We start from the raw sequence: 24,628 nt of genomic DNA on the forward strand, positions 1-24,628 counted from the left end.
CCTATTCTATTAGAATCCAGGATTCTGTTTCAATGCTCCGTGAGAAGCATTGATATTAGCTTGCGGAATCGGGAATACAGCCATATTATCACCCGGTTTTACTTCACCCTTCACCGGATTATTAATTGATTTTCCATTACGCCACATATCCCATGCCATGTGTCCTTCACCATTCAACTCCAGACGACGTTCTGTCAGAATATCCTCAATGGTTACACTAGCAGTAGAACCTGCTACATAGTCTGCAATACGTTCCTTGCGTAAATCATCGATATATTTGGCAGCTGCTGTTTCATCATTGGTTTTCAGAGCAGCTTCTGCAGCGATCAAATAGATTTCAGACAAACGGAATACTTTTGCATTGTTTACGTAAATCTGACCATCACGACCCGGATATTTCTGAGTATAGAAAGCTTTGTTTTCCTGTTTCGGACCATAACTTTCTTCCATAATCATTCCACTGCTTACACGAATATCTTTTGTATAAGCTGGATTTTTCACAAAATCTTCTACAAAAGAGTCACTCATTGCAGCTTCAGCATAACCACTTGGGTCTGTATAATATCCCAACGAGTTACGCTGTGGGTTATACTGCGAAGTAGTCTGGAATTCAAAAATGCTTTCATCTGTAAATTCTTTAGCCCATACAGAAGTATAGTCTGCATATTTGTACAATGAATACGGACCTTCTTCGATAATTTTCTTTGCATCAGCCAAGGCCAGTTTATTATGCTCAGTAGTACCGTTCACATTTACATCATCCAAATACAGGTTGACACGAGCACGCAATGCCAAAGCTGCCCAATAGTTCATATGACCAGTTGTATTATTCTTATCGTGTGTACTTTCAATTGGCTCCATCAGTTTAATGGCTTCATCCAAATCAGCCAAGATAGTTTCGTAAGTCTGCTTCAAAGTCGCACGTTCAGGCACAAATGTGTAATCAAAAGTTTTTGTAGCCAATACGATACCCATATCATCCATGCTTTTTGCTACAGTAGGAAGTTGTGCATATACACGAGCTAGGTCGAAGTGAAACAAGGCACGCAAAGCATAAAGTTCACCCAAACAAGCATTTACTTCATCACCAGTAAGTCCTGCAGCTTGAGCCTGCTCCATAACCTTATTTGTACGAGCAATTGATTTATAGAACAACTGATAGATAGCATCTGGTAAGTTTCCGGTAGAAGTAGCTAGATATCTTGAAATTTCAGTAGCCATATTATTACCGCCTACACATTTATAATCACTACCCTTCAAGTCAGCAAACAGACCAAAGTCACCTGTATAGTTACCAAATTGACTCACATTACCAGTCTGGGTTTCGTATATACCGTTTATGGCATATTTCAAATCGTCTACAGTCTGAATAGCAGAGCCAGAATCCCAAGAATCAGACGGCTCCTTATCCAGTATATCGCAAGAAGCCAATGCTACTGCAAACGCAAATGCTGCTATATATTTTAATTTCATAATTTCTGAACAAGTTTAAGATTAGAATTCTAAGTTTACACCAAATACACAGCTCTTCAACTGCGGAGTATCTACCTGACGGTAACCGTTGATTGCTACATCCGGATCAACATTATCAGTCTTTGCCCAGATCAGGAAAGGATTGTTGGCACGGAAGTACACTCTCAGACGATTGATGTATTTCTTCACCGGAATGTTGTATCCTACAGTCAATTCACGCAAACGGATATTGTCTGTTGATTTAACCTGACGGCTTGAGAAACGGTCAGGACGCTGAGGATTACCATAAACAGGTTTCGGGTTAGCGGCATTATCACCCGGTTTAGTCCAATAGTCAGCTGCATCAGCTTCTGGAACTGTATTTCCTAAACGATAACCATCATTGTGAGTAAAATAACCCGGATAGTCGAACATGTCACCACCGAACTGATAAGAAATCAAGAATGACAAGTCAAAATCTTTGTAAGTGAATGTATTAGTCAAACCACCCATTACATCAGGCAATGCCTTACCTACAATACCCCATCCAGCTTCTTCATATTTATTAGTTGTACCTTTAGAATGATCTGTCGGATCCACATACCACAGACCATCACCATTATCAGGATTTACACCTGCCCATTCCGGTAAATAGAATGAATACATTGATTCACCTTCGCGGTGGATGTACATCTGACCGTCACCATACTGGATATCCTTACCTTCCGGCAGTTCCTTAATAATAGCCTGCTGATAGGTCAAGTTAAAGTTAGTTGTCCATGAGAAGTCCTTTGTAGTAATATTCTGTGAATTTACTTCAATTTCCACACCATCGTTCTTCAATTTACCCAAGTTATCCCAACGGCTTGAAAAACCTGTTTCATAGGCAGTCGGAACCTGGAACAACAAATCAGTAGTATTCTTCAAATAATATTCAGCAGACAAAGTTACCTTACCGAACATATTCCATTCGAAACCAACGTTCAAGTTCTTTGATTTTTCCCAAGTCAGTTCGCTGTTTGCCAACTGTGCCCAATAAATAGCTGGATTATTTCCATATCCAGAACCTGCATAAAGGTCCATGTAACCATAGTAATCTGTAGGCAAGTTACCATTTGTACCGTAAGAAGCTTTTACTTTAAAGTCTGTAAACAACGGCATATCTTCCATGAAGCCTTCCTTACTCAAACGCCATGCACCGGATACAGACCAGAAGTTAGCCCAACGGTTGTCCTTACTCAAGCGAGAAGAACCGTCACGACGGAATGAAGCTGACAAGTAGTATTTGTCATGGTAGTTATAGTTTACATTACCAAAGTAAGACATCATTGCAGAACCATAATCATAACTTGAAGCAGCATCAGGCTGTCCGTTTGACAATTCAGGCAAATGAGTTGAATAGTTTTTAGCGACAGAAATAATCTGCAACAAATTCTGGTCTTCCAATTCAAAACCGGCCATTATTGACAAGTTATGTACATCGTTGAAAGTATCAGTATAAGTCAATGTATTTGAACTTGTCAATGTTGAGTTCTGGAAAGTGTAACGAGAGCCCATACCACCTACAGCAGCACCGTTCACACCGTCACGGTCCCAATACTCAAAGTGTTTGTTGTCGATATAATCGTATCCGAAGATAGATTTGAAGAAAATCTTATCCAGGAAATGCAAGCCCAGTTCAGCATTGGTCAAGCTACGGAACATCTTACTTTGGATCCATTCCATAGCAGTATCGCTATCCTTACCACCCAACATCAGGTGAGGGTTGCTTACCTGGCCATAACCTGCATTTGCATTGTATGTACCGTCTTCATTCTTTACAGGAGCAGTTGGATCCATCGCGAACAGGATACCAAGCGGAGAACTTGTACCCAAACCTTGAGCCTGGTCATTCTGGTCACGGAAACCGTTCTGTGTAGTAGAAGCGATCATCTGTTTTACAGAGAAATCAGCCCAGTTATTGATTTTCTGGTCTACATTTACACGGGCAGAGATACGCTGGAAATCACTTCCTAATACAATTCCTTCGCTCTTGTTGTAACCTACACCTGCATAGAATTTAGTACTCTGGTTACCTCCGTTCAATGAAACCTGATGATTCTGAGTAACTGCTGTACGGTAGATTTCATCCTTCCAGTTTGTATTGGTATTACCTGAAGGATCGTTTACAAATGAAGCTACATCATTATTTTGATCAACAATTTGATAGGCTTCATCTTTAGTCTGAACACCTTCATATACCATATAATAGTTAGCCAAAGATTCACGAGCATATGCGATATAATCTGAAGCACTCATCATATTATACTGGTCAACAGCCATCTTATTCCATCCCACTTCACCGTTGTAAGAAACACGGGTCTTACCTTCCTTACCACTCTTGGTAGTAATGATAACCACACCGTTCGCTGCACGTGAACCGTACAGAGAAGCAGCAGCCGCATCTTTCAACACTGTCATGCTTTCAATATCATCAGGATTCAAAGTACTCAACACACTCTGAGACTTTCCGTAATAGTTCATATCACCATCTGATTTCATAACCACACCGTCGATTACATACAGCGGAGTCTTAGAACCATTAATAGAACCTACACCACGGATATTCATTTCACCCATAGAACCCGGGTCACCAGTAGCAGAAGCTACACGTACACCGGCCATTTTACCAGAGAAAGCCTTATCCAAAGATTCTTTAGAACCTGAAGTAATCTGTTCAGCCTTGATAGTAGAAGCAGAACCAGTGAAAGAAGACTTCTTTGCTGTTCCGTAAGCCACAACCATTACTTCGTCCAGCATCTCACTATCAGATCTCAAAACAACTTTCATAATAGGCTTGATTTCAAGTTCTTGAGTCTGCAAACCGATAAATGAAACCACCAAAGTTTTTGCTGAACTTGGCACATTAGTCAATGTAAAATTACCATCCAGATCGGTAACAGTACCAACAGTAGTACCTTTTACCAATACAGATGCTCCCACGATAGGTAAACCGTCTTCTTCAGAAGTAACAACACCTGTTACTTTAGAGACTTGTGCGTTTACCAGACCTATTCCTATCACCAGGAAGGTCATTAACAGCATCAATTTTCTTTTCATAAAAATCTCTCTTAAAGTTTAACCTTACAATTAATAATTATTGTTTTACTCTAAATCGAGTGCAAAAATAATAATAAAAATTAAATATCTTGCATTTTAAAAGCAAATCATGGCAAAAAAGCTGCTTTTTAACACTTTTACCACCGAAACAAGTATAAATAATTAATATTTATTGAATAAAATATAGACTTATGTAAAGGAGGAAAAGATATGTCAATGCATAAAATTAAGTATCGTATTGTATATAATCGTAAAAAGGTATTAAATAAGAAAGGAGAAGCACTTATCCAGATAGAAGCATACCTTGATAAAAGAAAAGTGTATTTTTCCACACATATTTATATATCTCCTGAACAATGGAATACTCAAAAAAGAATTATACAAAACCATCCTCATCAAGAGGAATTAAATCGTATGATTGATGAATTTATCTTAAAGTTACAATGGAAAGAATTGGAGTATTGGAAAAAAAATATACCTATCACATTGGCAATATTGAAATCGGAAATCAGCAAATCCCATCTTTCCTCGGAATCATTTATTACATTTGGTAGAAAATGGGTAGAAAGTTCTTCAAAAAAGGAAAGTACTAAAAATAACTTGAAAACAACCTTAAATTTATTGCAAACCTATACACACTCTCTCAATTTTTCTGATATAAGGTATTCTTTTTTATTAGACTTTGAACATTATCTAATTAAACGACACTATGCAATAAATACGATAGCTAAACATATGTCACACTTGAAAAGCCTGATTAATGAAGCAATCAAACAAGGATATTTATCCCCAGAAGATTATCCTTTTCGGAATTATCGTGTAAAAACAGGCCCTACCAGACATTCATATTTATTACCAGAAGAGCTTGCGGCATTAGAGAAACTCACCATTCCAGCCCAATGGAATCATCTTTCACACACACTGGATGCTTTTTTATTTTGCTGTTATACAGGGTTACGATATTCAGACTTCAAACAGCTGACTCCGAAAAATTTCATCTTTTTAAACGGAGATCATTGGTTGATATTTCGTTCAATAAAAACGAAAGAAGAAATAAAATTACCTTTAAATTTACTATTTCATGGAAAAGCACTTTTAATAATAAAGAAATATAAAAATAAAGAATCTTTTTTCAAATTAAGACCTAATCCTACGATAAACAAAGAATTGATACGATTGGGAAAAATGGCTCATATAAACAAGCACTTCTCTTTTCATACAGCCCGTCACACAAATGCTACATTATTAATATATAATGGAGTACAAATAACAACTGTACAAAAACTGCTTGGACATCGAAATATAAAAACAACTCAACAATATAGTAGTATTTTCCCTGAAATGATAGTTAAGGACTTAAAACGCTGGCAAAAGTAAAAGGCCTTATTAAATAAAAGAAAACTATAGAAAACAGGTAGAAACCTATATCAAACAACCTTCTCACAAAATACAGGGAGTAAGGTCTTATAAATAGAAAAGATATACATATATTCTCATAATCAACACATTAAAAATATATAAAGTTCAGCAAAAACTTTGGTGGTTTCATTTATCGGTTTGCAAACTCAGGAAGTTGCAATTAAACCGATTGTAAACGTTGTGTTAAAAACAGACAGCGAAACACTGGACGAAGTTGTGGTTGTTGCTTATGGTACAGCAAAAAAAGAATCTCTTACGGGATCTGTATCTGTTGTTGATTCTAAAAAAATAGAACAACGCATCGGTACCAGTGTGACTGGCGCACTGGAAGGTTCGGCTCCTGGTATCCAGGTAAATAATACTTATGGAGAGCCTGGTGCTAACCCTTCAATCCGTATTCGTGGTTTTGGTACGATCAGTACACAGTCTGGAGCAGCCGACCCCCTCTATGTAGTTGATGGTGTTCCTTTCGATGGTAACATATCAGACCTGAACTCAGCAGATATTGAATCTATGTCTGTCTTGAAAGATGCCGCTTCTGCAGCCTTGTACGGTAACCGTGCAGCCAACGGTGTAGTATTGATTACCACCAAAAGAGGTAAGGAATATGGCAAGACTTCAATCTCTTTATCAACTAACCAAGGTATGTACACCCGTGGTATTGCAGAATACGACCGATTGGGCGCAGATCAGTGGATGGAAGCAGAATGGTTGGGCTTAAAGCATTATGCAATGTCTACTCCATCTTTAAGTATGAATGAAACAGACGCTGCTTCATATGCAACCCAGAACTTAATCAGTTCTTTGGTAAAAAGAAACATTTACGATGCAGCAGACAATGCATTGTTCGACAGCAACGGAAAATTAATCGCCAACAAACTTGCAGGTTATAATGACCTGGACTGGGCCGATGCACTGGAGAGAAAAGGATATCGTCAGGAATATACCTTGTCAGCTACGACCACTGGAGAGAAATTCAATGTATATTCTTCTGTGGGCTATTTGAAAGAAAACGGTTATATCATCAATACCGGATTTGAACGTTTTTCGGGCCGTGTCAACACAACCTATAATCCTACCAAATGGTTAAAGACAGGTATCAACCTTTCTGCGACAGCTCAGAATCAGAACTATAACGAGAATGCTTACGGTTCATATTATGCAAACCCGTTCTATACTTCTCGCTACATGGCTCCTGTATATCCAATCTATGCACATAATGCAGACGGTTCTTTAATCTATGATGAAGATGGCAACAAACAATACGATTTGACTTCTTCTTATTTAAGCAACCGACACATCATTTACGAACTTCTGACAGACCAACAGCAACAGAAACGTAATACTTTAGGCGGACAGGCTTACGCTACCATAAACTTACCATATGACCTCTCTGTAACGGTAAAAGGTGATTTGTCTCATAGAACCAATAATATCAGCCAATATAACAACCCAAACATTGGTGATGGTGCAGAAAACAATGGACGTTTGACTAATTACGCCTACCAGTACCGCACATTCAACGTACAGGAACAGGTTAACTGGAAACGCTCATTTGGTAAACATAATGTAGACTTGATGTTAGGACACGAAAATTACGGTTACCTGATGGAAGTTACTTACGGTATGAACACCAACATGAGTGTATCAGGCAATTATACCATGGGGAACTTTACAACCAATTCTTACTACCAGGGATACAATGACGAGTATAAAACAGAATCATATTTGTCTCGTCTGCGTTATAACTTCGATGAGCGTTACTTCTTTGAAGCATCTCTCCGTCGCGACGGTAGCTCACGCTTCCACCCGGATCATCGCTGGGGTAACTTCTTCTCTGTAGGCGGTAGCTGGAACATTTCAAAAGAAGCATTCATGGAAGAAGTTGAATGGGTAGATTATCTCAAGTTGAGAGCTTCTTATGGTGAAGTCGGTAACGATGCCGGTGTTTCTTACTATGGCTATATGGCATTATACGAATTAGGAAAGAATGGTGGTACTGGTGCCTTACTCAAGAAATCACTTCCTGCCGATGATATTAAATGGGAAACTACCCAGACTATCGACATAGGTATTGATGGTAGATTATTCGACCGTCTGAATTTCTCTTTGGGATACTTCGACAAACGTTCTAAAGACCTGTTGTTTGAAGTTAAACTTCCGTTGTCTGCAGGATCATTCCCGATGAACGATGCTTCTGTAAATATGACACAGTATAAAAATATTGGAACGATTTCCAATAGAGGATTTGAATTTGCTGCAGATGTAGATGTACTGAGAACTAAAGACTGGAATTGGAACATCGGATTGGATGCAACTTTCTTAAAGAACAAGATCATTACTTTGCCAGACGGACAGGACATTCTCCAGGGAATGCAGAAATATTCTGAAGGACATTCAATCTACGAATTCTGGACATATCATTTTGTAGGGGTAGACCAAATGACCGGTAATTCACTGTATACCCTTGATCCTGCACAAAAGAGCAAGGCTGCTGAAAGTGGAAAATTAGTAACAATCAACGGAACAGATTACACTACTGATACAACTTATGGTCTAAAAGACTGGGCTGGTACTGCTTTACCTACAGTATATGGTTCATTCCGTACTTCTTTGAGTTGGAAAGACCTCACATTCGGTGCTTTGTTCACTTATTCATTAGGTGGAAAGACTTACGACTCTGGATACGCTAATTTGATGAGCACAGCAGCTGCAAGTGCTTCTGCATTACACACAGATGTATTGAAATCATGGAACGGTGTACCCGAAGGTATGACAGAAACATCGCCTAACCGTATTGACCCGAATGGTATTCCAGTACTTGACCATAACTTAAGTACATATAACAATGCCTTATCAGATCGTTGGTTGACAAGTGCTTCATATCTGGTACTTAAGAACATCAACCTGTCTTACCGCTTCCCTAAAAAGATCATAGGTAAATTAGGTATTGCTGGATTGACTATCAATGCAGGTATTGAAAACTTGTTTACATTGACTTCACGTAAAGGTTTAAATCCTCAGTACTCGTTCAGCGGTTATTCTAAGACGGGTCAAGAAGATGATACTTACGTAACAGCGAGAGTATATAATTTAGGTCTGACTCTGAACTTCTAACTTATTAGTGTGTAAATTATTTATGAAAAAATATATAAAAACAATATTTTCAGGAAGTTTGCTTTTAGCAAGTTCCATGATGGTTTCATGTGCCGGTGATTATCTAGATACTGCCCCCACCTCTTCTGTGGGTTCTGTTGATGCTTTTGCTACTACAGAAAATGCAGCAATGGTTATTAATGGTATTGCGCAAGCCATGTGTTATCAGCAATTTGCCTTTTCACAAGGATACTGCGGAGAAAATCAAATCAAAACGGTTTTTGGAGAATACCCAAGTCAGAATTTCGTATATAACATGTTTGCACCAGGATGGGCACCTATCTTTAATGGTGAATACTATACTCAGAAATCCACTACCTACTGTGCATACCCATGGTACTATTATTATACACTCATCAGTAATGCCAACTCTGTCATTATGAATATAGACGGTGCAGAGGGGCCAGAAACGGATAAGGCTTTTATAAAAGCACAGGCACTCACCTACCGTGCTTATGCGTATACACAGTTGATGGAGTTTTATACTTACCGCTGGTCTGATACTCAGAACGGTACTACAAACGGGGTAGTCTTGCGTCTGGATGAAAGCACAGGTGAAATGCCGCTGTCTACAGTCATGGAATGTTATAACCAGATATATCAAGACTGTAAGGATGCTATTTCGCTTTATACACAGTCTGGCAAGGACCGCGAATCAGGTAAAGTATGGCTGCCTAATTTAAATGTAGCTTATGCTGTTTACGCAAGAGCTGCCTTGAACCGACAGGATTATCAGACAGCACTGGATAATGCGAAATTGGCTCGCGCTAATTATCCGTTGATGTCAAATGCCGAATATAAATCAGGCTTTTGCAAACCTACAAGCGAATGGATTTTCGGCAGCTATGGAGACGGTACTGAAAACATGTGGTACTGGACATTCGGTACTCAGTTTGGTTGCAATGGATATTATGCAAATAATACAGAATATGGTGCAGGAGCTATTGACAGAACCTTGACAGACAAGATTCCTGATAACGATGTGCGTAAATCATTATTCCTTACAACAGATAAGTTCCCAGGCTTTGACTGGACTGACGAAAACGTATTGAATCAGACTTATGCTTACTTTGGTACTGTAAAAGACTCTAAACCTGTAACAACTACAGAAATTTGGAAAGCAGTAAACGCATACGTTACTTCTATGACTCCTTCCGGATTAACAGAAGCTTATCAATCAGGATACTATTATTTAGGTGGACAGCTTAAATTTTGGGTATTCGATACTCCGGGGGTTTCATACCTTTGCCATATCCGTTCTTCGGAAATGTTGCTAATCGAAGCCGAAGCAAATTACTTCTTACACAATGAACCAGCAGCACAAGAAGCTTTAATCGAGCTGAATGCTACTTCTGGTAGAAATCCTGAATATACTTGTAACAAAACAGGAGAAGAGTTATTCCAGGAAATTGTAGATTACAGAGGATTGGAATTATGGGGAGAAGGATTCAACTGGTATGACTACAAGAGATGGAACAAAGACATAGTCCGTGTTGGTATTCCTGACGGAGGAAATGTACATGCAGCCACTGCAACTACAGTGACAGCTACAGGGCACAACAATTGGACATGGGAAATCCCTGAAGCAGAAACCAATTATAATCCTGGAATCAATAAACCTCAAGAAAAATAAGATGGTCCAACCATCATAACCTATCACAAGTGTACTGCAAAATTAATTGCAGTTCCTGCCTCAGTTAAAGAGGGTGCTTCCAAGCACCCTCTTTTTTTATACAACAAACGAACTTAAACACGAATATCCACATACTCATAACGACATACACTCTCTACTGTGCTTTCCTTCATCCATTACCGTAACGACTCCTCATTAATAACAACTGCAGTCCTTACCTGAAAAAACTCGATTTTTTTCAGGTAAGGACTGCAGTTTTACCATGTAAGGACCGAACAAAGATAAAAACAAATATATCGGATATATTCCTTACCTTAAGGAAATGAAAAGAAAGACTCTGCTGCAACAAGTAGTACAAGAGAATACAAACAGAAGCTTGAATAACAAAAAACCTCCTGCAACCCTCAAAAGGGTTACAGGAGGATCTGCTTAAACACTATAGTGATGAAAAGTTATTTCACCTGGATAACCAAATAACGGGACACGCTCCAGAACTGGTTTGGATTAGTAATTTTTAAAGTCAACTGACCTTTATTGTCTTTAACCAATTCATATGATCCTGCCGGATGAGAGGTCAACAACTCAGCGCGTTTAGAAAATAATTTAATTTCCTTTTCTGTACGGATATCAATTTGAGTGAAGTACTCCTGATTGAATTCTTTATCTTTCAACACATCACCCTTCTTCAGAATTTTCTGATCCTTCAATTCTGATTTTGTTCCGAATACATACCATGCTGCATTCAAAGCTTTATCCTGTGCTGCTACAGTTTTTGTCTTTACCTCATTCTCAGCTGTCAATTCATCCACATTCTGATTTAATCCTTCTACAGCCTCATCCAGCTCTGCAATACGAATATTCTTCGAAGCAAGTTCGGCCTGCAAAGTTTCAATCTGACGCTGTTTTGCCGCAAGTTCAGCAGTCAAATTTTTGATCGCTTTCTGCAACTGAGCAGATTTATATCCACTGCTTTTCAACTGAGCTTCCAGTTTGGCAATCTGTTCCCGATTGGATTTCAATTTCTGACTGATAAACTGAATATCTTCTTTTATCTTATCTGCACTTGATTTGCTTTCAATCGCCCCTCCCTGGAGATCAACACGGTTTTCAGCTTCGTTAATTTCCCGAAACCCTTCCTGTATTTCATTGAACGAACCCATAATCTCATCCAGTTCAGCATCTCGATTGGCAAGTTCCAACATCAAAGAGTCATTTTGAACCTGCAATGCATCTTTACTTTGTGTACCACTATTACATGAAGCTAAAAAAGCTGCCCCACATAATGCTAAAAATACAACTTTCTTCATAAAGCTTAATTATTTATAGTTTAAAATTCAATCTTCTTTACCTGCCAAAATAATCACAATCTCTCCACGCGGTTCCGTTGCTGTAAAATGTGCCACAACTTCCTGTAAGGTTCCCCGTACACTTTCTTCGTGTATTTTGGATATCTCGCGACATACTGATACCTGACGTTCAGCACCAAAAATCTCCATAAACTGTGTCAGTGTTTTCAACAGACGATAGGGAGATTCATAAAAAATCATGGTACGTACTTCCTCTTTCAATGCGTTGAGACGAGTCATTCTTCCTTTTTTCTGCGGCAAAAACCCTTCAAAACAAAAACGTTCATCAGGAAGTCCCGAAGATACCAATGCCGGCACAAAAGCCGTAGCTCCCGGAAGACATTGTACCTCAATGCCATTCTTCACACATTCACGCACCACCAAAAAGCCTGGATCGGATATTCCCGGTGTACCGGCATCCGAAATCAGAGCTATAGTCTCTCCGGCTTTCAGTCTGTTCACAATTCCCTCTACTGTTTTATGTTCATTAAATTTGTGATGAGACATCATTGCATTCTTTATTTCAAAGTGCTTCAGCAAAATACCAGAAGTACGTGTATCTTCTGCCAGTATCAGGTCTGCTTCCTTTAAAATACGTATTGCACGAAATGTCATATCTTCCAAATTACCCACCGGAGTAGGAACCACATACAGTCTTCCCATATACATTTTTTATGTTAATAAAGCAAAGATAGAAAGTTTTTGATTTGGCCGTCTACATCATTCCAATATTTAACAGAAGTTGTATCTTTCTTTTCCAGTATTACACAAATACATTTGTTTTTTACGTACATTTGCAACCATACAAATAATATAAATCAATATGGTTGTTTTTTCAGAAGATCACAAACAGGAAACCTGTCGGAGAGGACGTATCGAAGTTATTTGCGGATCCATGTTTTCCGGCAAAACAGAAGAGCTTATCCGACGCTTGAAACGAGCTACTTTCGCCAAACAGAAAGTAGAAATATTCAAGCCGGCCATTGATACCCGATATTCCGAGCAGGCTGTGGTTTCACACGACAACAACTCCATTCAGTCTACTCCGGTAGATTCTTCAGCCAGTATACTCCTGTTCAGTTCCGAAATAGACGTAGTAGGCATTGACGAAGCACAATTCTTCGACGATGGTCTGATAAACGTATGCAACGAACTGGCCAATAGAGGAATACGAGTAATCATCGCAGGACTTGATATGGATTTTAAAGGAATACCGTTTGGACCAATTCCTGCACTTTGTGCCATAGCTGATGAAGTGACCAAAGTACATGCCATCTGCGTAAAATGCGGAAACCTTGCCTACGTATCGCACCGTACTGTAGCTAACGAAAAACGGGTGCTTTTAGGAGAAAAACAAGAATATGAGCCTTTATGCAGATGTTGCTATCAGCAGGCTTTGCAAAAGGAACACAAATAAGCCTATAGTATTATGCTTACCCAAAAGAAAATTACCTTCGACAGCTTTATCAGAGGAATCTTAAGCGGAGCTGTCATCATAGGAATACTCTATCTGTTAAACAGATTGAGTGGAGCGCTGCTACCCTTTTTCATAGCATGGCTGATAGCCTATCTTACTTACCCCATGGTCTTGTTTTATCAGAACAAATTGCATTTGAAAAACCGGGTTGTTTCCATTCTTGCAGTCATGCTTACACTTATTATTGTGATAGCAGCAGCTTGCATGCTCTTTATTCCACCTATGATAGAAGAAGGTATCAAGTTAAAACATCTGCTCGAAGTTTATTTTATAGAAGGAGAAAAATATTCTTCTATACCTGCAACAGTCAGTGAGTTTATCCGGAACAATATTGATATAAACTGGTGGCAGGAAACACTGAGTACTGAAAATATGGTAAGAGCCGCACAAAAGCTGATACCACAGGTATGGAACTTACTATCTACTTCATATAATATTGTATTGGCTATACTGACAGGGTTTATTATCCTCTTGTATTTTTTCTTCATTCTGCTGGATTACGAACAAATAGCCAGCGGGTGGATTAATCTGATACAAGCCAAACACCGTGATATGGTCATCCGTATCACCAACGACATAAAAGACAGCATGAACCGCTATTTCAGAGGTCAGGCTTTGGTTGCTTTTTGTGTAGGAGTTCTATTTAGTATCGGTTTCTTAATTATCGATTTTCCTTTGGCAATTGGATTAGGTATGTTTATCGGACTTCTCAATATGGTTCCTTATCTCCAAATCATAGGTTTTATACCTACCATTTTATTAGCTTTATTAAAGGCTGCCGATACAGGACAAAACTTCTGGTGGGTTCTCGGACTGGCTTTATTGGTATTCTGCATCGTACAGCTTATACAAGATACCATACTCGTTCCTAAAATCATGGGAAAGATTACCGGATTGAATCCTGCCATCATCCTATTATCTTTATCTGTTTGGGGATCGCTGATGGGAATGTTGGGAATGATTATTGCTTTACCTTGTACTACCTTACTGCTTTCCTACTATCAGCGTTACATCAGAAAGAAAGATCTTGCATTTTTATCAGAATCATACAGTTCTGATAATAAAGATGATACGTCAAAAGAAGAAAAATAATTTCAAAAAAGTTATTGCATTATTTGGTAGTTTCAAGAAAACTTCATACCTTTGCACTCGCAATCAGGAAATGACTGCAACACAGGTCTGATTCGCTAGCTCAGCAGGTAGAGCACAACACTTTTAATGTTGGGGTCCTGGGTTCGAGCCCCAGGCGGATCACCAAATAAAAAGAGTTACTTTTTAGTAACTCTTTTTTTGTTTTTACCTTCCTATCCATCCAAATTCATTTAATATTGTCTTCTACCTTATCTATATGTTTTACACTTACTACTACACATCACCCATCGGTAAAATAACATTGGCAAGCAACGGCACACACCTCACCGGATTATGGATAGAGGGACAAAAATATTTCCCTTCGCATTTGCCTGCAGACAAAACCACAACTTTACTTTCGGTCTTCCGGCAAACTCAAGAATGGCTGGATGCTTACTTTAAAGGAGAAAATCCTGATTACTTTCCAAATATCGAACTAAAAGATACTCCCTTCCGACTGGCTGTATGGGAAATACTGAAACACATTCCTTACGGAGAAACGGTAACCTACAAAGATATCGCTAAAGAAGTAGCCCGCCAAAACAACCGGCAAAGCATGTCGGCACAGGCCATCGGAGGAGCTATAGGGCATAATCCTGTCAGCATTATCATACCTTGCCACAGAGTAATAGGAAGCAACGGAAGCCTGACCGGATATGCCGGAGGAATAGAACGAAAAATTACCCTATTGAAATTGGAGGGAATTGATACCGGAAAATTTACACTTCCTCCATCAAAAGACACAAAAAATCCTCTGCGATAAGCCGTAAGACATCATCACAGAGGATTATAGAATTATATTATTACTTAAAACAATTTGCTTGGATATTCCCCAGCATCTACCAATGCCTGGATCTTATCTACGACACTCTGACGGTCGGCAGCATAAGTCACACCAAACCATTTTGAAGTAGTATCCAACACTTTTACTGTAGCTGTTCCATCGTTAATCAACTTATTTACCATCAACGGAATAAAGTATTCAGCCTTAATATTCGAACCGTTTTCTTTCAGAAACTCTACAAAGTAGTCTTCCGAATAACGGAAATAGTCCGGAGTAAAGCCCCACATGTTCATTGAAACAGGAGTATTGTCTTCTACAGCCACCCATTCTCCCTGTTCGTCTTTATAGCTTACCGCACCATTGATACGCATAATTTCTGTGCGTTCTACTACCGTTGTCAGATGGTCATTTTCGTCTGTAGAACAGATACCACGAGCTACGGTACCACTTTCAGACAAAGTATTACCTACACGGAATCCTACCATACAATAGTCGTTTTCTTTTCCTTCTGGAAGTTCCGACAAATATTTTCCGATTACCGCAAAACTGTCGCGACCATAAAAGTCATCTGCATTAATCACGGCAAAAGGTTCCTTGATTACATCTTTTCCCATCAATACAGCATGGTTGGTTCCCCAAGGTTTTACACGGCCTTCCGGGCAAGTAAAGCCTGCAGGCAATTTATCGATTGACTGGAATACAACTTCTACCGGAATATGATTTTCATATTTGCTGATAATCTTTTCGCGGAAATCCTGTTCAAAATCTTTACGGATTACAAAGACGATTTTTCCAAATCCTCCACGAATAGCATCAAATATAGAATAATCCATGATGGTTTCTCCATTTGGGCCCAAACCATCCAGCTGCTTCAGACCACCATAACGGCTTCCCATACCTGCAGCCAATACGAACAAAGTTGGTTTCATAAGTTTATCAATTTTAATTAAGTATGCGCAAAGGTAAAAAGAATTATTATCTATACACACAGTTGACAAACAAAATGCTTCCTATATCGGTTATTTTATGTATATTCGCAATAAAACAATCATAATACTGAAATATGAAAAGAAGCGTCAAATGGGGAACAGCTATACTTCTGTCACCCTTTGTCTTATTTATTATACTATGTATCTTTATATACATACCTCCTATTCAGAACTTTCTTGTACAACAGGCTACTCGATATGCTTCCGAAAGCACTGGCATGCATATCAGTATCAAACGTATTTCTCTGTCTTTCCCACTCGACCTGGTAGTACACAATACACTTGCCGTTCAAGGACGAGACACGATACTGCAAGCCGAACAACTTACGGTAAAAGTACAATTACTTCCTCTGCTGAAACAACAGATAGAACTGGATGGGTTAGAGCTGAAAAAAGCTACAGTCAATACATCAAACCTGATTGAAGGCATGCAGTTGAAAGGAGACTTGGGAAAGTTGTTCATCTCCTCACATGGAGTAGCTCTTTCTCCGGAAACAGCTATCGTCAACAAGTTTTTACTGGAAAACACCCATGTAACATTATGCTTGAACGATACTACTCCCACTCCTCCCGATACTACCTCCAGTGCTCCGATGTACTGGAAGATTATGCTGCAGAAAATTAATCTGCAGAATGTATCTTTCCACATGCAAATGCCCCTCGACAGCATAGACATGCAACTGCAATTGAATAACGCATCGCTTTCCGACGGATTGGTAGACTTGCATCAGATGGCTTATTCTGCCCGACACTTCGAAATAAGAAAAAGCAAGATAAACTACAATACCGGCAACCAGCCTCAGACAGTGGGACTGGACCCCACGCATATTGCTGTTACCAATCTGAACCTGTCTCTCGACTCACTTTATTATGCCGGCAACGACATGAAAGCTCTTATCAAGGAATTCGACCTTGAAGAACGTTCGGGACTGAAAATTACTTCGGCTCAAGGAAGACTTGTTTCCAATGACAAAACACTGAGTGTGCCATCGCTGCAAATCAAGACGACCGATTCTTTCATCGAGTTTACAGCCAATATGGACTGGGGAGTAACAGATACAAACTCTGAAGGTAATATGCATGCCCGTCTGATGGCTGATATAGGAAAAACAGACCTGTTCAGATTATTGCCGGATATGCCGGAAGAGTTAGTCAAGTACTATCCTTCTGCACCACTGCAGATTCGTGCCGGCATAGATGGAAATCTTAATCAACTGAACCTGACCAACTTGACCGTCCGCATTCCGGAAGTTTTCCAAAGCAACATTTCGGGAAGTATCACGAATCCGCTTGACAGTATCTATCGGGATGGTTCACTTTCTCTTTCTACACAAACCCAAAACATGCAATTCATCTCACAAATTGCAAAAGGAATTGCTGTTCCTTCCGACGTGATACTGGAAAGCAAAAACCTGATTAAAGGAACGTTACTCCAGACAACGACCACACTGACGCATCATACCGACAGCATATTCCTGTCCGGAGGTTATAATCTGTCCACTCAGGAGTACGCAGCAAAACTGGATATCAAAGAAATAGACCTGCATAAATTTATCCCACAGGATTCTTTATATGCCCTATCTGCATCTGCCAAAGTACAGGGAAAAGGATTCGATATTTTCTCACATTCCACATCAGCCCAACTTGAAGCAGAACTGAATCATCTGGAGTACGGTTCCCGCTTTTTCTCTGGAGTACAAATAGATGCAACTGTTGCACAAAACAAATTATTGGCACACCTCAATGCCAAAGACAATGCAATAGACATACAGACTACCATAGAAGGCTTGTTTAAACCCAAGCAGATAGATGCAACTGTTAATGCCAGCGTTAACCAGCTGGATCTGTATGCCATGCAACTGACTCCCAATCCACTGAAAGTATCACAGCAAATCAGTGTTACGCTACAGACAGACATGAAGCAAACCCACAAAGTACGTGCAGATGTAACAAACAACAAACTGATTACTGCAGAAAAAACATTTTCGACAAAAGATTTACATGCAGGCCTGGCGCTTACAAAAGACTCTATCCGGAGTTTTGTAAATGCCGGCGATCTGACTTTCCTTTTCAAATCACAGCAAAATCTTGATAAACTGACAGCCAGTCTGAACAAGATTTCCAAAGAACTGGACTCTCAGTGGAAAAAGAAATACATTGATCAGCCTTTTATCAAGACACTATTACCGACTACTCGCATCAAGATTATATCCGGAAAAGACAATCCGATAGCCAATCTTTTGTCGAGCAACCACATCTACTACAACCGGCTGTTAATTGACTTGAATACTTCTGCCCAAACCGGACTGAATGGTTCAGTCAATTTGTATGGATTACACACAGACAGCCTGTCTCTTGACAGTATTTACTTCACGGCCCAACAAGACACTGCTGAAATTAATTTCCGCAGTGGTATAAAAGCATTGGCTAATTCTCATCAAGAGGCTTTTGATGTATCCCTAAACGGTTATGTAGGGGCAAACGACGCACAAATGATAATTGAATACCTGAACGGACAAAAAGAACGGGGGGCTTATATCGGCTTCAATGCTAACTTAAGAAATAAGGGTATCAGCTTACATGTCATACCGGAAGAACCCACATTGGTCTATCGCCCGTTTAAGGTAAATCCACGTAACTATGTTTACCTTAGCGACAAAGGTAAAATTTTTGCCGACATGAGCCTCTACGACAAGAATCATACCGGAATGCATCTCTATTCGGCTCCCGATTCTACCGTACAGCAAGACATTACTTTTATGCTCAACAAGATAGACATTGCCGAATTCAGAAGAATCATTCCCTATATGCCCGATATAGCCGGATCCATCACTGCAGAAACCCATTATGTACAGAATGAATCCGAATCGCAGATTGCCCTTGAAACAACTGTCGAAAAACTGGCCTACAACAAGCAACCATTAGGAGACTGGTCTATTAGTACTGTATATCTTCCCAAAGAAAATGGAGAGCACAGCATAGACGGCTTTGTGGTACACAATGAAGAGGAAGTTATGACCATAAATGGCTCTTACTTCACCCCTCTTACTCCTAAAGGCACAGATAAGATAATGGCAGATATGGAAATTCATCATTTCCCACTACCTGTTGCCAATGCATTCATTCCAGATAAAATGGCCATGCTAAAAGGAGACATTGATGGCAATTTATCCATATCCGGCTCTACCACCCAACCTCTTTTCAATGGAGAAATAGGATTGGACAGTGTGGCTATTGACATTCCTCAGGCATCGCTTAACTTACGCTTCGACAACCGGCCTGTTAAAATTACAGACAGCAAACTGGTTTTCAAAGACTTCAGCATATTTACTGAAGGGAAAACTCCTTTTGCCATCAATGGAACTGTGGACATGAAAGATATGGCACAGATACAGATAGACCTCAAAATGAATGCGCATAACTTCGAATTGCTGAATGCCAAACGTACTAAAGAAGCACTCGTATACGGCAAACTGTATGTAGACTTTAACTCGGTACTAAAAGGTACGCCTGAATCTCTTACAATGCGTGGAAACATGAATATATTAGGAAGCAGCAACTTTACCTATGTATTGAAAGATTCTCCACTCACAGTAGAAGACCGACTGAACGAAACGGTCACTTTTGTCAATTTCAGCGATACTGCCCAAACCACACGTCATCCGGTACAAGCCATGACATTAGGAGGTATTGATATGCTGATGACACTCCACATAGACGAAGCAGTGCAATGCCGCGTAGACCTGAATGAAGACGGAAGCAACTACATGCTGCTGGAAGGAGGAGGAGATCTTTCTTTCCAATACCAGCCTGACGGAAACATGCTGCTTAACGGACGCTATGCCCTGATGAGTGGAGAAATGAAATATGCCATGCCTATTATTCCACTAAAAACCTTCTATATACAAAGTGGCAGCTATATAGAATGGACAGGAAATGTAATGAACCCGAATCTGAATATCAAAGCATCCGAGCGAGTTCGTGCCTCTGTTACACAAGAAGGACAAAGTTCCCGCATGGTTACCTTTAATGTGGGGGTAAGTATTACCAACCGGTTGGAAAACTTAGGTTTTACATTTACGCTCGAAGCTCCCGAAGACGGTACCATACAGAACGAGCTGGCTTCCATGTCGGCAGAAGAAAAAAACAAGCTGGCAGTAACGATGCTTGTTACAGGTATGTATCTGAGCGAAAGCAATATGGGGTCCGGAAAAGCATTCAATACAAACAATGTACTCAACTCTTTCCTGCAAAAGGAAATACAGAGTATAGCCGGAGATGCCCTGAAAACGGTCGATATCAACTTTGGAATGGAGACTACAAACGAAGAGGAGACAGGAAGCAGCAGAACAGATTATAACTTCCAGTTTGCCAAACGCTTCTGGAACAACCGCTTCCGGGTTGTCATAGGCGGAAAAATCTCGACAGGAAACGATGTACAGCAAGACGAGTCGTTCATCGACAATGTATCATTGGAATACCGCTTAGACAACAGTGGTACCCGGTACATTAAACTATTCCACGACAAGAACTATGAAAGTATCCTCGACGGTGAAGTCATAGAAACCGGAGCCGGTATTGTTCTACGAAAGAAAATCAGTCGTTTGGGAGAATTATTCATATTCAGAAACCGAAAAAAGAATCCTATTGAAACACAGACAAATGAGAAGGAAAAGTAACACCCATATTATTCTGTATATATTCCTGTTTATGCTCATTTTTACAGGATGTTCTACCACCAAGAATCTGCCGGCGGAAGAAGTGCTATATACCGGAATCAACGACATTACCGTGCAGAATGAAGACCTCAATGCTGCAGGAAAAAGAACTCTGGAAGAAGTGGAAGGAGCCATCAGTGTGGCGCCCAACAACTCTTTTTTCGGTAGCCCGACCATGCGTATTCCTTTCCCGTTAGGACTATGGATTTACAATGGTTTCGAACGGTACGAAAAAGGTATCGGCAAATGGATATTCAAGAAATTTGCTGCTGACCCAGTCTATCTGTCAAAGGTAAATCCCGACACACGTGTCAAAGTAGCAAGCAACCTTCTCCGAGATTATGGATACTTCAACGGGAAAGTTACCTACCAGGTAGATAGTACCAAAAATCCAAGGGCTGTGAAACTCAGTTACCACATTGACATGGGACGCCCTTATTATCTGGATTCTATCATGTACGAGGGATTCTCCCCAAGAGCAGACAGCTTGATCCGTGCTACCCGAAACGAACGTCTTTTACACCGGGGAGATAACTTCGATGTAACAAAACTGGAAGCAGAACGCCAAAGAATTGTCGATTTGCTGAGAGATAACGGATATTATTATTGCCGGAATGAATTTATCACTTTCCTGGCCGATACACTGATGCGTTCGGGATATGTCAACTTGAAAATTGTACCCAGAAAAAACATCCCTCAAGAAGCCTTACGCAGATATCATATCGGCCATACTTCTGTTTATCTGACCGGATACAACGGAGAACGACCAACCGACTCACTCCAGACACGTAATTTTACCGTCCACTATTCGGGCAAGAAACTGGGCATCCGTTATGGAGTGCTCCGTAAACGGTTCTTGTATCGCTCGGGAGAGTTATACTCACAAAGCAGACAGAATTATACTCAGGAAGCATTGTCCCGTTTAGGCGTATTCAAGTACAATGAAATGCGATATACCCCCCGTACAGAGAACAGTGATACACTTGATGTACAGGTGAATGCAATGTTCGATTTGCCTTACGACAGTGAGCTGGAACTCAATGTCACCACCAAAAGTACAAAGCAAACCGGTCCGGGAGCCATATTCAAGTTGTCGAGAAAAAATTTCCGTGGCATGGGTGCTTCACTCAATCTGGAAATGAAAGGTTCGTACGAATGGCAAACCAGTTCTACAGTCGATGGAGAAAGTTCGGTCATGAATTCCTATGAACTGGGCGCGGGGCTGTCGTTAGAGTTTCCACGACTGGTTCTCCCCTGGATTCGCGACCGTGTAGACCCCTTCCGTTTCCCGTCACAAACCAACTTCAAAGTGTATGTAGATCAGGTAAACCGTGCCCGTTACTTTAAGATGCTATCGTTTGGCGGTAATGTATCCTACAGCTTCTACCCACGTCGTGGAATGAAACATACCGTAACCCCCATACATCTGGCATTCAACGTTCTGCAACACCGTACAGCGGCTTTCGACTCAATAGCTACGGCCAATCCGATGCTGTTCCGAAGTCTGGACGACCAGTTTATTCCTTCGCTGACCTATACATTTACCTACGACAACTCGTGGGAACAAAAACGAAACCGGATATGGTGGGAAAACTCCATCACTTCTGCCGGAAACGTTACTTCGCTTATCTATGCAGCGTTCGGACAAAAATTCAGCCAACAGGATAAAAAACTGCTGGGAAATCCGTTTGCCCAGTTCCTGAAAGTTTCTTCGGAAATGCGTCATCTGCTTTATCTTAGCGACAAACAACAATTGGCTACCCGAGTAATGGCAGGTGTCATTTGGGCATACGGAAACAAGACAATTGCCCCTTATAGCGAACAGTTCTATGTAGGTGGAGCCAACAGCATCCGTGCCTTTACGGTCCGTTCCATTGGTCCGGGACGTTTTCATCCGGCGGAAAACTCACGCTACTCTTATGTCGATCAGACCGGAGACATCAAATTGGAAGCCAACCTGGAATACCGATTCCGCATCTTGTCTAAGTTTTTGGGAGGAAATCTGAACGGAGCAGCCTTTCTCGATGCCGGAAACGTCTGGCTGATGCGAAAGGATGAAGCACGACCGAATGCAGAATTCAGCCTCAACAGATTTTTCGACAGCATTGCACTGGGTACAGGTATCGGTATCCGTTACGACTTGTCGTTCCTCATTCTCCGCCTCGACTGGGGAATTGCCCTGCACGTGCCCTACGACACCGGCAAGAGCGGATACTACAACATTCCACGCTTCAAAGACGGAATGGGTATCCACTTCGCCATCGGTTATCCATTCTGACGATACGGCATCACTCCAACCGACAGTAAATCATCCGATTCAAGACTATTTATACAATGCGATGATTTACTGTCGGTTGCTTATATTGTTTTATAATCGACGCCGCCGGCTGTACAAACGGCGTCGCCGGCTATAAAACCAACGGCGTCAACTGTACAGCCAACGGCGCTGAATGTACACTGTTTCTTTTCTTTTTTTCTGCCAATACTTTTGCAGCAGCCCGACATCTGCTACAGAATGCCGCCATAGAATACAGACTTACAATCATTTTTTTTGTACTTTTGCAATCTAATCTCTTTACTTTATGAAAAAAGCAACAATTGTATTAACCCTGATAGCCTGCTGCATGCTTTCGTGTACAGGAAATCAAAAAAAGACCACACATATGGAAAAAGGCAATGAAACACTGGTTTGCATGGAAACCACAATGGGAAACATTACCGTGAAACTGTACAACGAAACTCCGAAACACCGCGACAACTTCATCAAGTTGACCAAGGAGGGCGTGTACGACAGTACCTTGTTTCACCGCGTCATCAAGAACTTCATGATTCAGGCAGGCGACCCGCAAAGCAAGACTGCAACCGATACAACCACGCTGGGCAACGGTGATGTGGGCTATACCATTCCTGCAGAATTCAATCCTAAATTCTTCCACAAAAAAGGAGTATTGGCCGCAGCACGTCAGGGCGATGAAGTAAATCCGGAAAGAGCTTCTTCAGGCTGCCAGTTCTATATTGTAACAGGCCGCAAATTCAGCGAAGCACAGATGGTAAATATGGAAAACCAGATGAACGATGCCCGTTTGGAAACCGTATTCAACACGTTGGCCCGCAAACACATGAAAGAAATCTATAAAATGCGTAAGGCAGGCGATACCGACGGACTGATGGAACTGCAAGACTCACTGGAAGCACAAGCACGTGCAGAAGTTGCCAAAGAACCTGCACTGAAATTTACCCGCGAACAGATTCAGGCTTATACTACTGTAGGTGGTGCTCCTCATCTGGACGGAGCTTACACCGTATTTGGAGAAGTGGTAGACGGTATGGACGTAGTAGAAAAAATAGAAAACGTAGGCACCAACCGTGCAGACCGTCCGAAAATAGACATACGTATTCTTAAAGCAACTGTTATCGAATAACC

The 24,628-nt window shown here is 40.6% G+C and carries 14 protein-coding genes and 1 tRNA gene; 10 read left to right on the forward strand and 5 right to left on the reverse strand.

Features of this window, described 5'->3' with window-relative positions; translation table 11 throughout:
- Positions 1-9: 9 nt before the first annotated feature.
- Positions 10-1,473 carry a RagB/SusD family nutrient uptake outer membrane protein gene (locus tag O6P32_RS07395; protein ID WP_269877737.1) on the reverse strand — a complete coding sequence of 488 codons (1,464 nt, stop codon included), beginning with the start codon at positions 1,471-1,473 and terminating at the stop codon, positions 10-12.
- A 21-nt stretch (positions 1,474-1,494) separates the two neighbouring features.
- The gene (locus tag O6P32_RS07400) at positions 1,495-4,551 is read right to left on the reverse strand and encodes a SusC/RagA family TonB-linked outer membrane protein (protein WP_269877738.1); all 3,057 of its coding nucleotides are present in this window, start codon (positions 4,549-4,551) and stop codon (positions 1,495-1,497) included.
- A 216-nt stretch (positions 4,552-4,767) separates the two neighbouring features.
- Between O6P32_RS07400 and O6P32_RS07405 the strand changes: the two genes are divergently transcribed.
- From O6P32_RS07405 to O6P32_RS07415, 3 genes are all read left to right on the forward strand, one after another.
- A complete protein-coding gene (locus O6P32_RS07405) occupies positions 4,768-5,928 on the forward strand; it encodes a site-specific integrase (RefSeq protein ID WP_269877772.1) in 1,161 nt (386 codons plus the stop codon).
- A 162-nt stretch (positions 5,929-6,090) separates the two neighbouring features.
- Positions 6,091-9,087: a SusC/RagA family TonB-linked outer membrane protein gene (locus O6P32_RS07410; protein WP_269877773.1), complete on the forward strand. Its 2,997-nt coding sequence runs from the start codon at positions 6,091-6,093 to the stop codon at positions 9,085-9,087.
- A gap of 22 nt (positions 9,088-9,109) precedes the next feature.
- Entirely contained in the window at positions 9,110-10,759 is a 1,650-nt protein-coding gene (locus tag O6P32_RS07415; RefSeq protein ID WP_269877739.1) for a RagB/SusD family nutrient uptake outer membrane protein, read from the forward strand.
- A gap of 452 nt (positions 10,760-11,211) precedes the next feature.
- On the opposite strand, the gene O6P32_RS07420 is transcribed toward O6P32_RS07415, so the two are convergent.
- Together O6P32_RS07420 and rsmI are read right to left on the reverse strand one after the other, a co-directional pair.
- Positions 11,212-12,066 (reverse strand): Cbp1 family collagen-binding glycoprotein adhesin, encoded by an 855-nt coding sequence (locus O6P32_RS07420; protein ID WP_178267076.1) that lies wholly within the window; start codon positions 12,064-12,066, stop codon positions 11,212-11,214.
- Between the two features lie 27 nt (positions 12,067-12,093).
- Positions 12,094-12,768 (reverse strand): 16S rRNA (cytidine(1402)-2'-O)-methyltransferase, encoded by a 675-nt coding sequence (gene rsmI, locus O6P32_RS07425; protein ID WP_178267075.1) that lies wholly within the window; start codon positions 12,766-12,768, stop codon positions 12,094-12,096.
- A gap of 160 nt (positions 12,769-12,928) precedes the next feature.
- Between rsmI and O6P32_RS07430 the strand changes: the two genes are divergently transcribed.
- From O6P32_RS07430 to O6P32_RS07445, 4 genes are all read left to right on the forward strand, one after another.
- Complete coding sequence (locus tag O6P32_RS07430) at positions 12,929-13,522, forward strand: thymidine kinase (protein ID WP_269877740.1); 594 nt, start codon at positions 12,929-12,931, stop codon at positions 13,520-13,522.
- Between the two features lie 12 nt (positions 13,523-13,534).
- Positions 13,535-14,674, forward strand: coding sequence for an AI-2E family transporter (locus tag O6P32_RS07435; RefSeq protein WP_269877742.1), 1,140 nt, complete (start codon positions 13,535-13,537; stop codon positions 14,672-14,674).
- 89 nt (positions 14,675-14,763) lie between these two features.
- A tRNA-Lys gene (locus tag O6P32_RS07440) sits at positions 14,764-14,839 on the forward strand.
- A gap of 91 nt (positions 14,840-14,930) precedes the next feature.
- Positions 14,931-15,476 carry a methylated-DNA--[protein]-cysteine S-methyltransferase gene (locus tag O6P32_RS07445; protein ID WP_269877744.1) on the forward strand — a complete coding sequence of 182 codons (546 nt, stop codon included), beginning with the start codon at positions 14,931-14,933 and terminating at the stop codon, positions 15,474-15,476.
- Between the two features lie 44 nt (positions 15,477-15,520).
- On the opposite strand, the gene O6P32_RS07450 is transcribed toward O6P32_RS07445, so the two are convergent.
- Entirely contained in the window at positions 15,521-16,426 is a 906-nt protein-coding gene (locus tag O6P32_RS07450) for a glycosyltransferase family protein (protein WP_178267071.1), read from the reverse strand.
- A gap of 134 nt (positions 16,427-16,560) precedes the next feature.
- On the opposite strand from O6P32_RS07450, the gene O6P32_RS07455 reads away from it, so the two are divergent.
- The 3 genes from O6P32_RS07455 to O6P32_RS07465 all read left to right on the forward strand — a co-directional run bounded on the left by O6P32_RS07455 (position 16,561) and on the right by O6P32_RS07465 (position 24,626).
- A complete protein-coding gene (locus tag O6P32_RS07455) occupies positions 16,561-21,165 on the forward strand; it encodes a translocation/assembly module TamB domain-containing protein (RefSeq protein WP_269877745.1) in 4,605 nt (1,534 codons plus the stop codon).
- On the forward strand, positions 21,149-23,482 hold the full coding sequence (tamL, locus tag O6P32_RS07460) for a translocation and assembly module lipoprotein TamL (RefSeq protein WP_269877746.1): 2,334 nt from the start codon (positions 21,149-21,151) through the stop codon (positions 23,480-23,482). Before O6P32_RS07455 ends, tamL begins: the two co-directional genes overlap by 17 nt.
- Positions 23,483-23,828: 346 nt before the next feature.
- Entirely contained in the window at positions 23,829-24,626 is a 798-nt protein-coding gene (locus tag O6P32_RS07465) for a peptidylprolyl isomerase (RefSeq protein WP_269877774.1), read from the forward strand.
- Positions 24,627-24,628: the final 2 nt, after the last annotated feature.

Source organism: Phocaeicola acetigenes (genome assembly GCF_027529745.1).
Lineage (GTDB): Bacteria > Bacteroidota > Bacteroidia > Bacteroidales > Bacteroidaceae > Phocaeicola > Phocaeicola acetigenes.

Coding starts and splice junctions, on each gene's coding strand:
- O6P32_RS07395 (WP_269877737.1), bottom strand. CDS start 1,473: ATGAAATTAAAATATATAGCAGCATTTGCGTTTGCAGTAGCATTGGCT.
- O6P32_RS07400 (WP_269877738.1), bottom strand. CDS start 4,551: ATGAAAAGAAAATTGATGCTGTTAATGACCTTCCTGGTGATAGGAATA.
- O6P32_RS07405 (WP_269877772.1), top strand. CDS start 4,768: ATGCATAAAATTAAGTATCGTATTGTATATAATCGTAAAAAGGTATTA.
- O6P32_RS07415 (WP_269877739.1), top strand. CDS start 9,110: ATGAAAAAATATATAAAAACAATATTTTCAGGAAGTTTGCTTTTAGCA.
- O6P32_RS07420 (WP_178267076.1), bottom strand. CDS start 12,066: ATGAAGAAAGTTGTATTTTTAGCATTATGTGGGGCAGCTTTTTTAGCT.
- rsmI (WP_178267075.1), bottom strand. CDS start 12,768: ATGGGAAGACTGTATGTGGTTCCTACTCCGGTGGGTAATTTGGAAGAT.
- O6P32_RS07430 (WP_269877740.1), top strand. CDS start 12,929: ATGGTTGTTTTTTCAGAAGATCACAAACAGGAAACCTGTCGGAGAGGA.
- O6P32_RS07435 (WP_269877742.1), top strand. CDS start 13,535: ATGCTTACCCAAAAGAAAATTACCTTCGACAGCTTTATCAGAGGAATC.
- O6P32_RS07445 (WP_269877744.1), top strand. CDS start 14,931: ATGTTTTACACTTACTACTACACATCACCCATCGGTAAAATAACATTG.
- O6P32_RS07450 (WP_178267071.1), bottom strand. CDS start 16,426: ATGAAACCAACTTTGTTCGTATTGGCTGCAGGTATGGGAAGCCGTTAT.
- O6P32_RS07455 (WP_269877745.1), top strand. CDS start 16,561: ATGAAAAGAAGCGTCAAATGGGGAACAGCTATACTTCTGTCACCCTTT.
- tamL (WP_269877746.1), top strand. CDS start 21,149: ATGAGAAGGAAAAGTAACACCCATATTATTCTGTATATATTCCTGTTT.
- O6P32_RS07465 (WP_269877774.1), top strand. CDS start 23,829: ATGCTTTCGTGTACAGGAAATCAAAAAAAGACCACACATATGGAAAAA.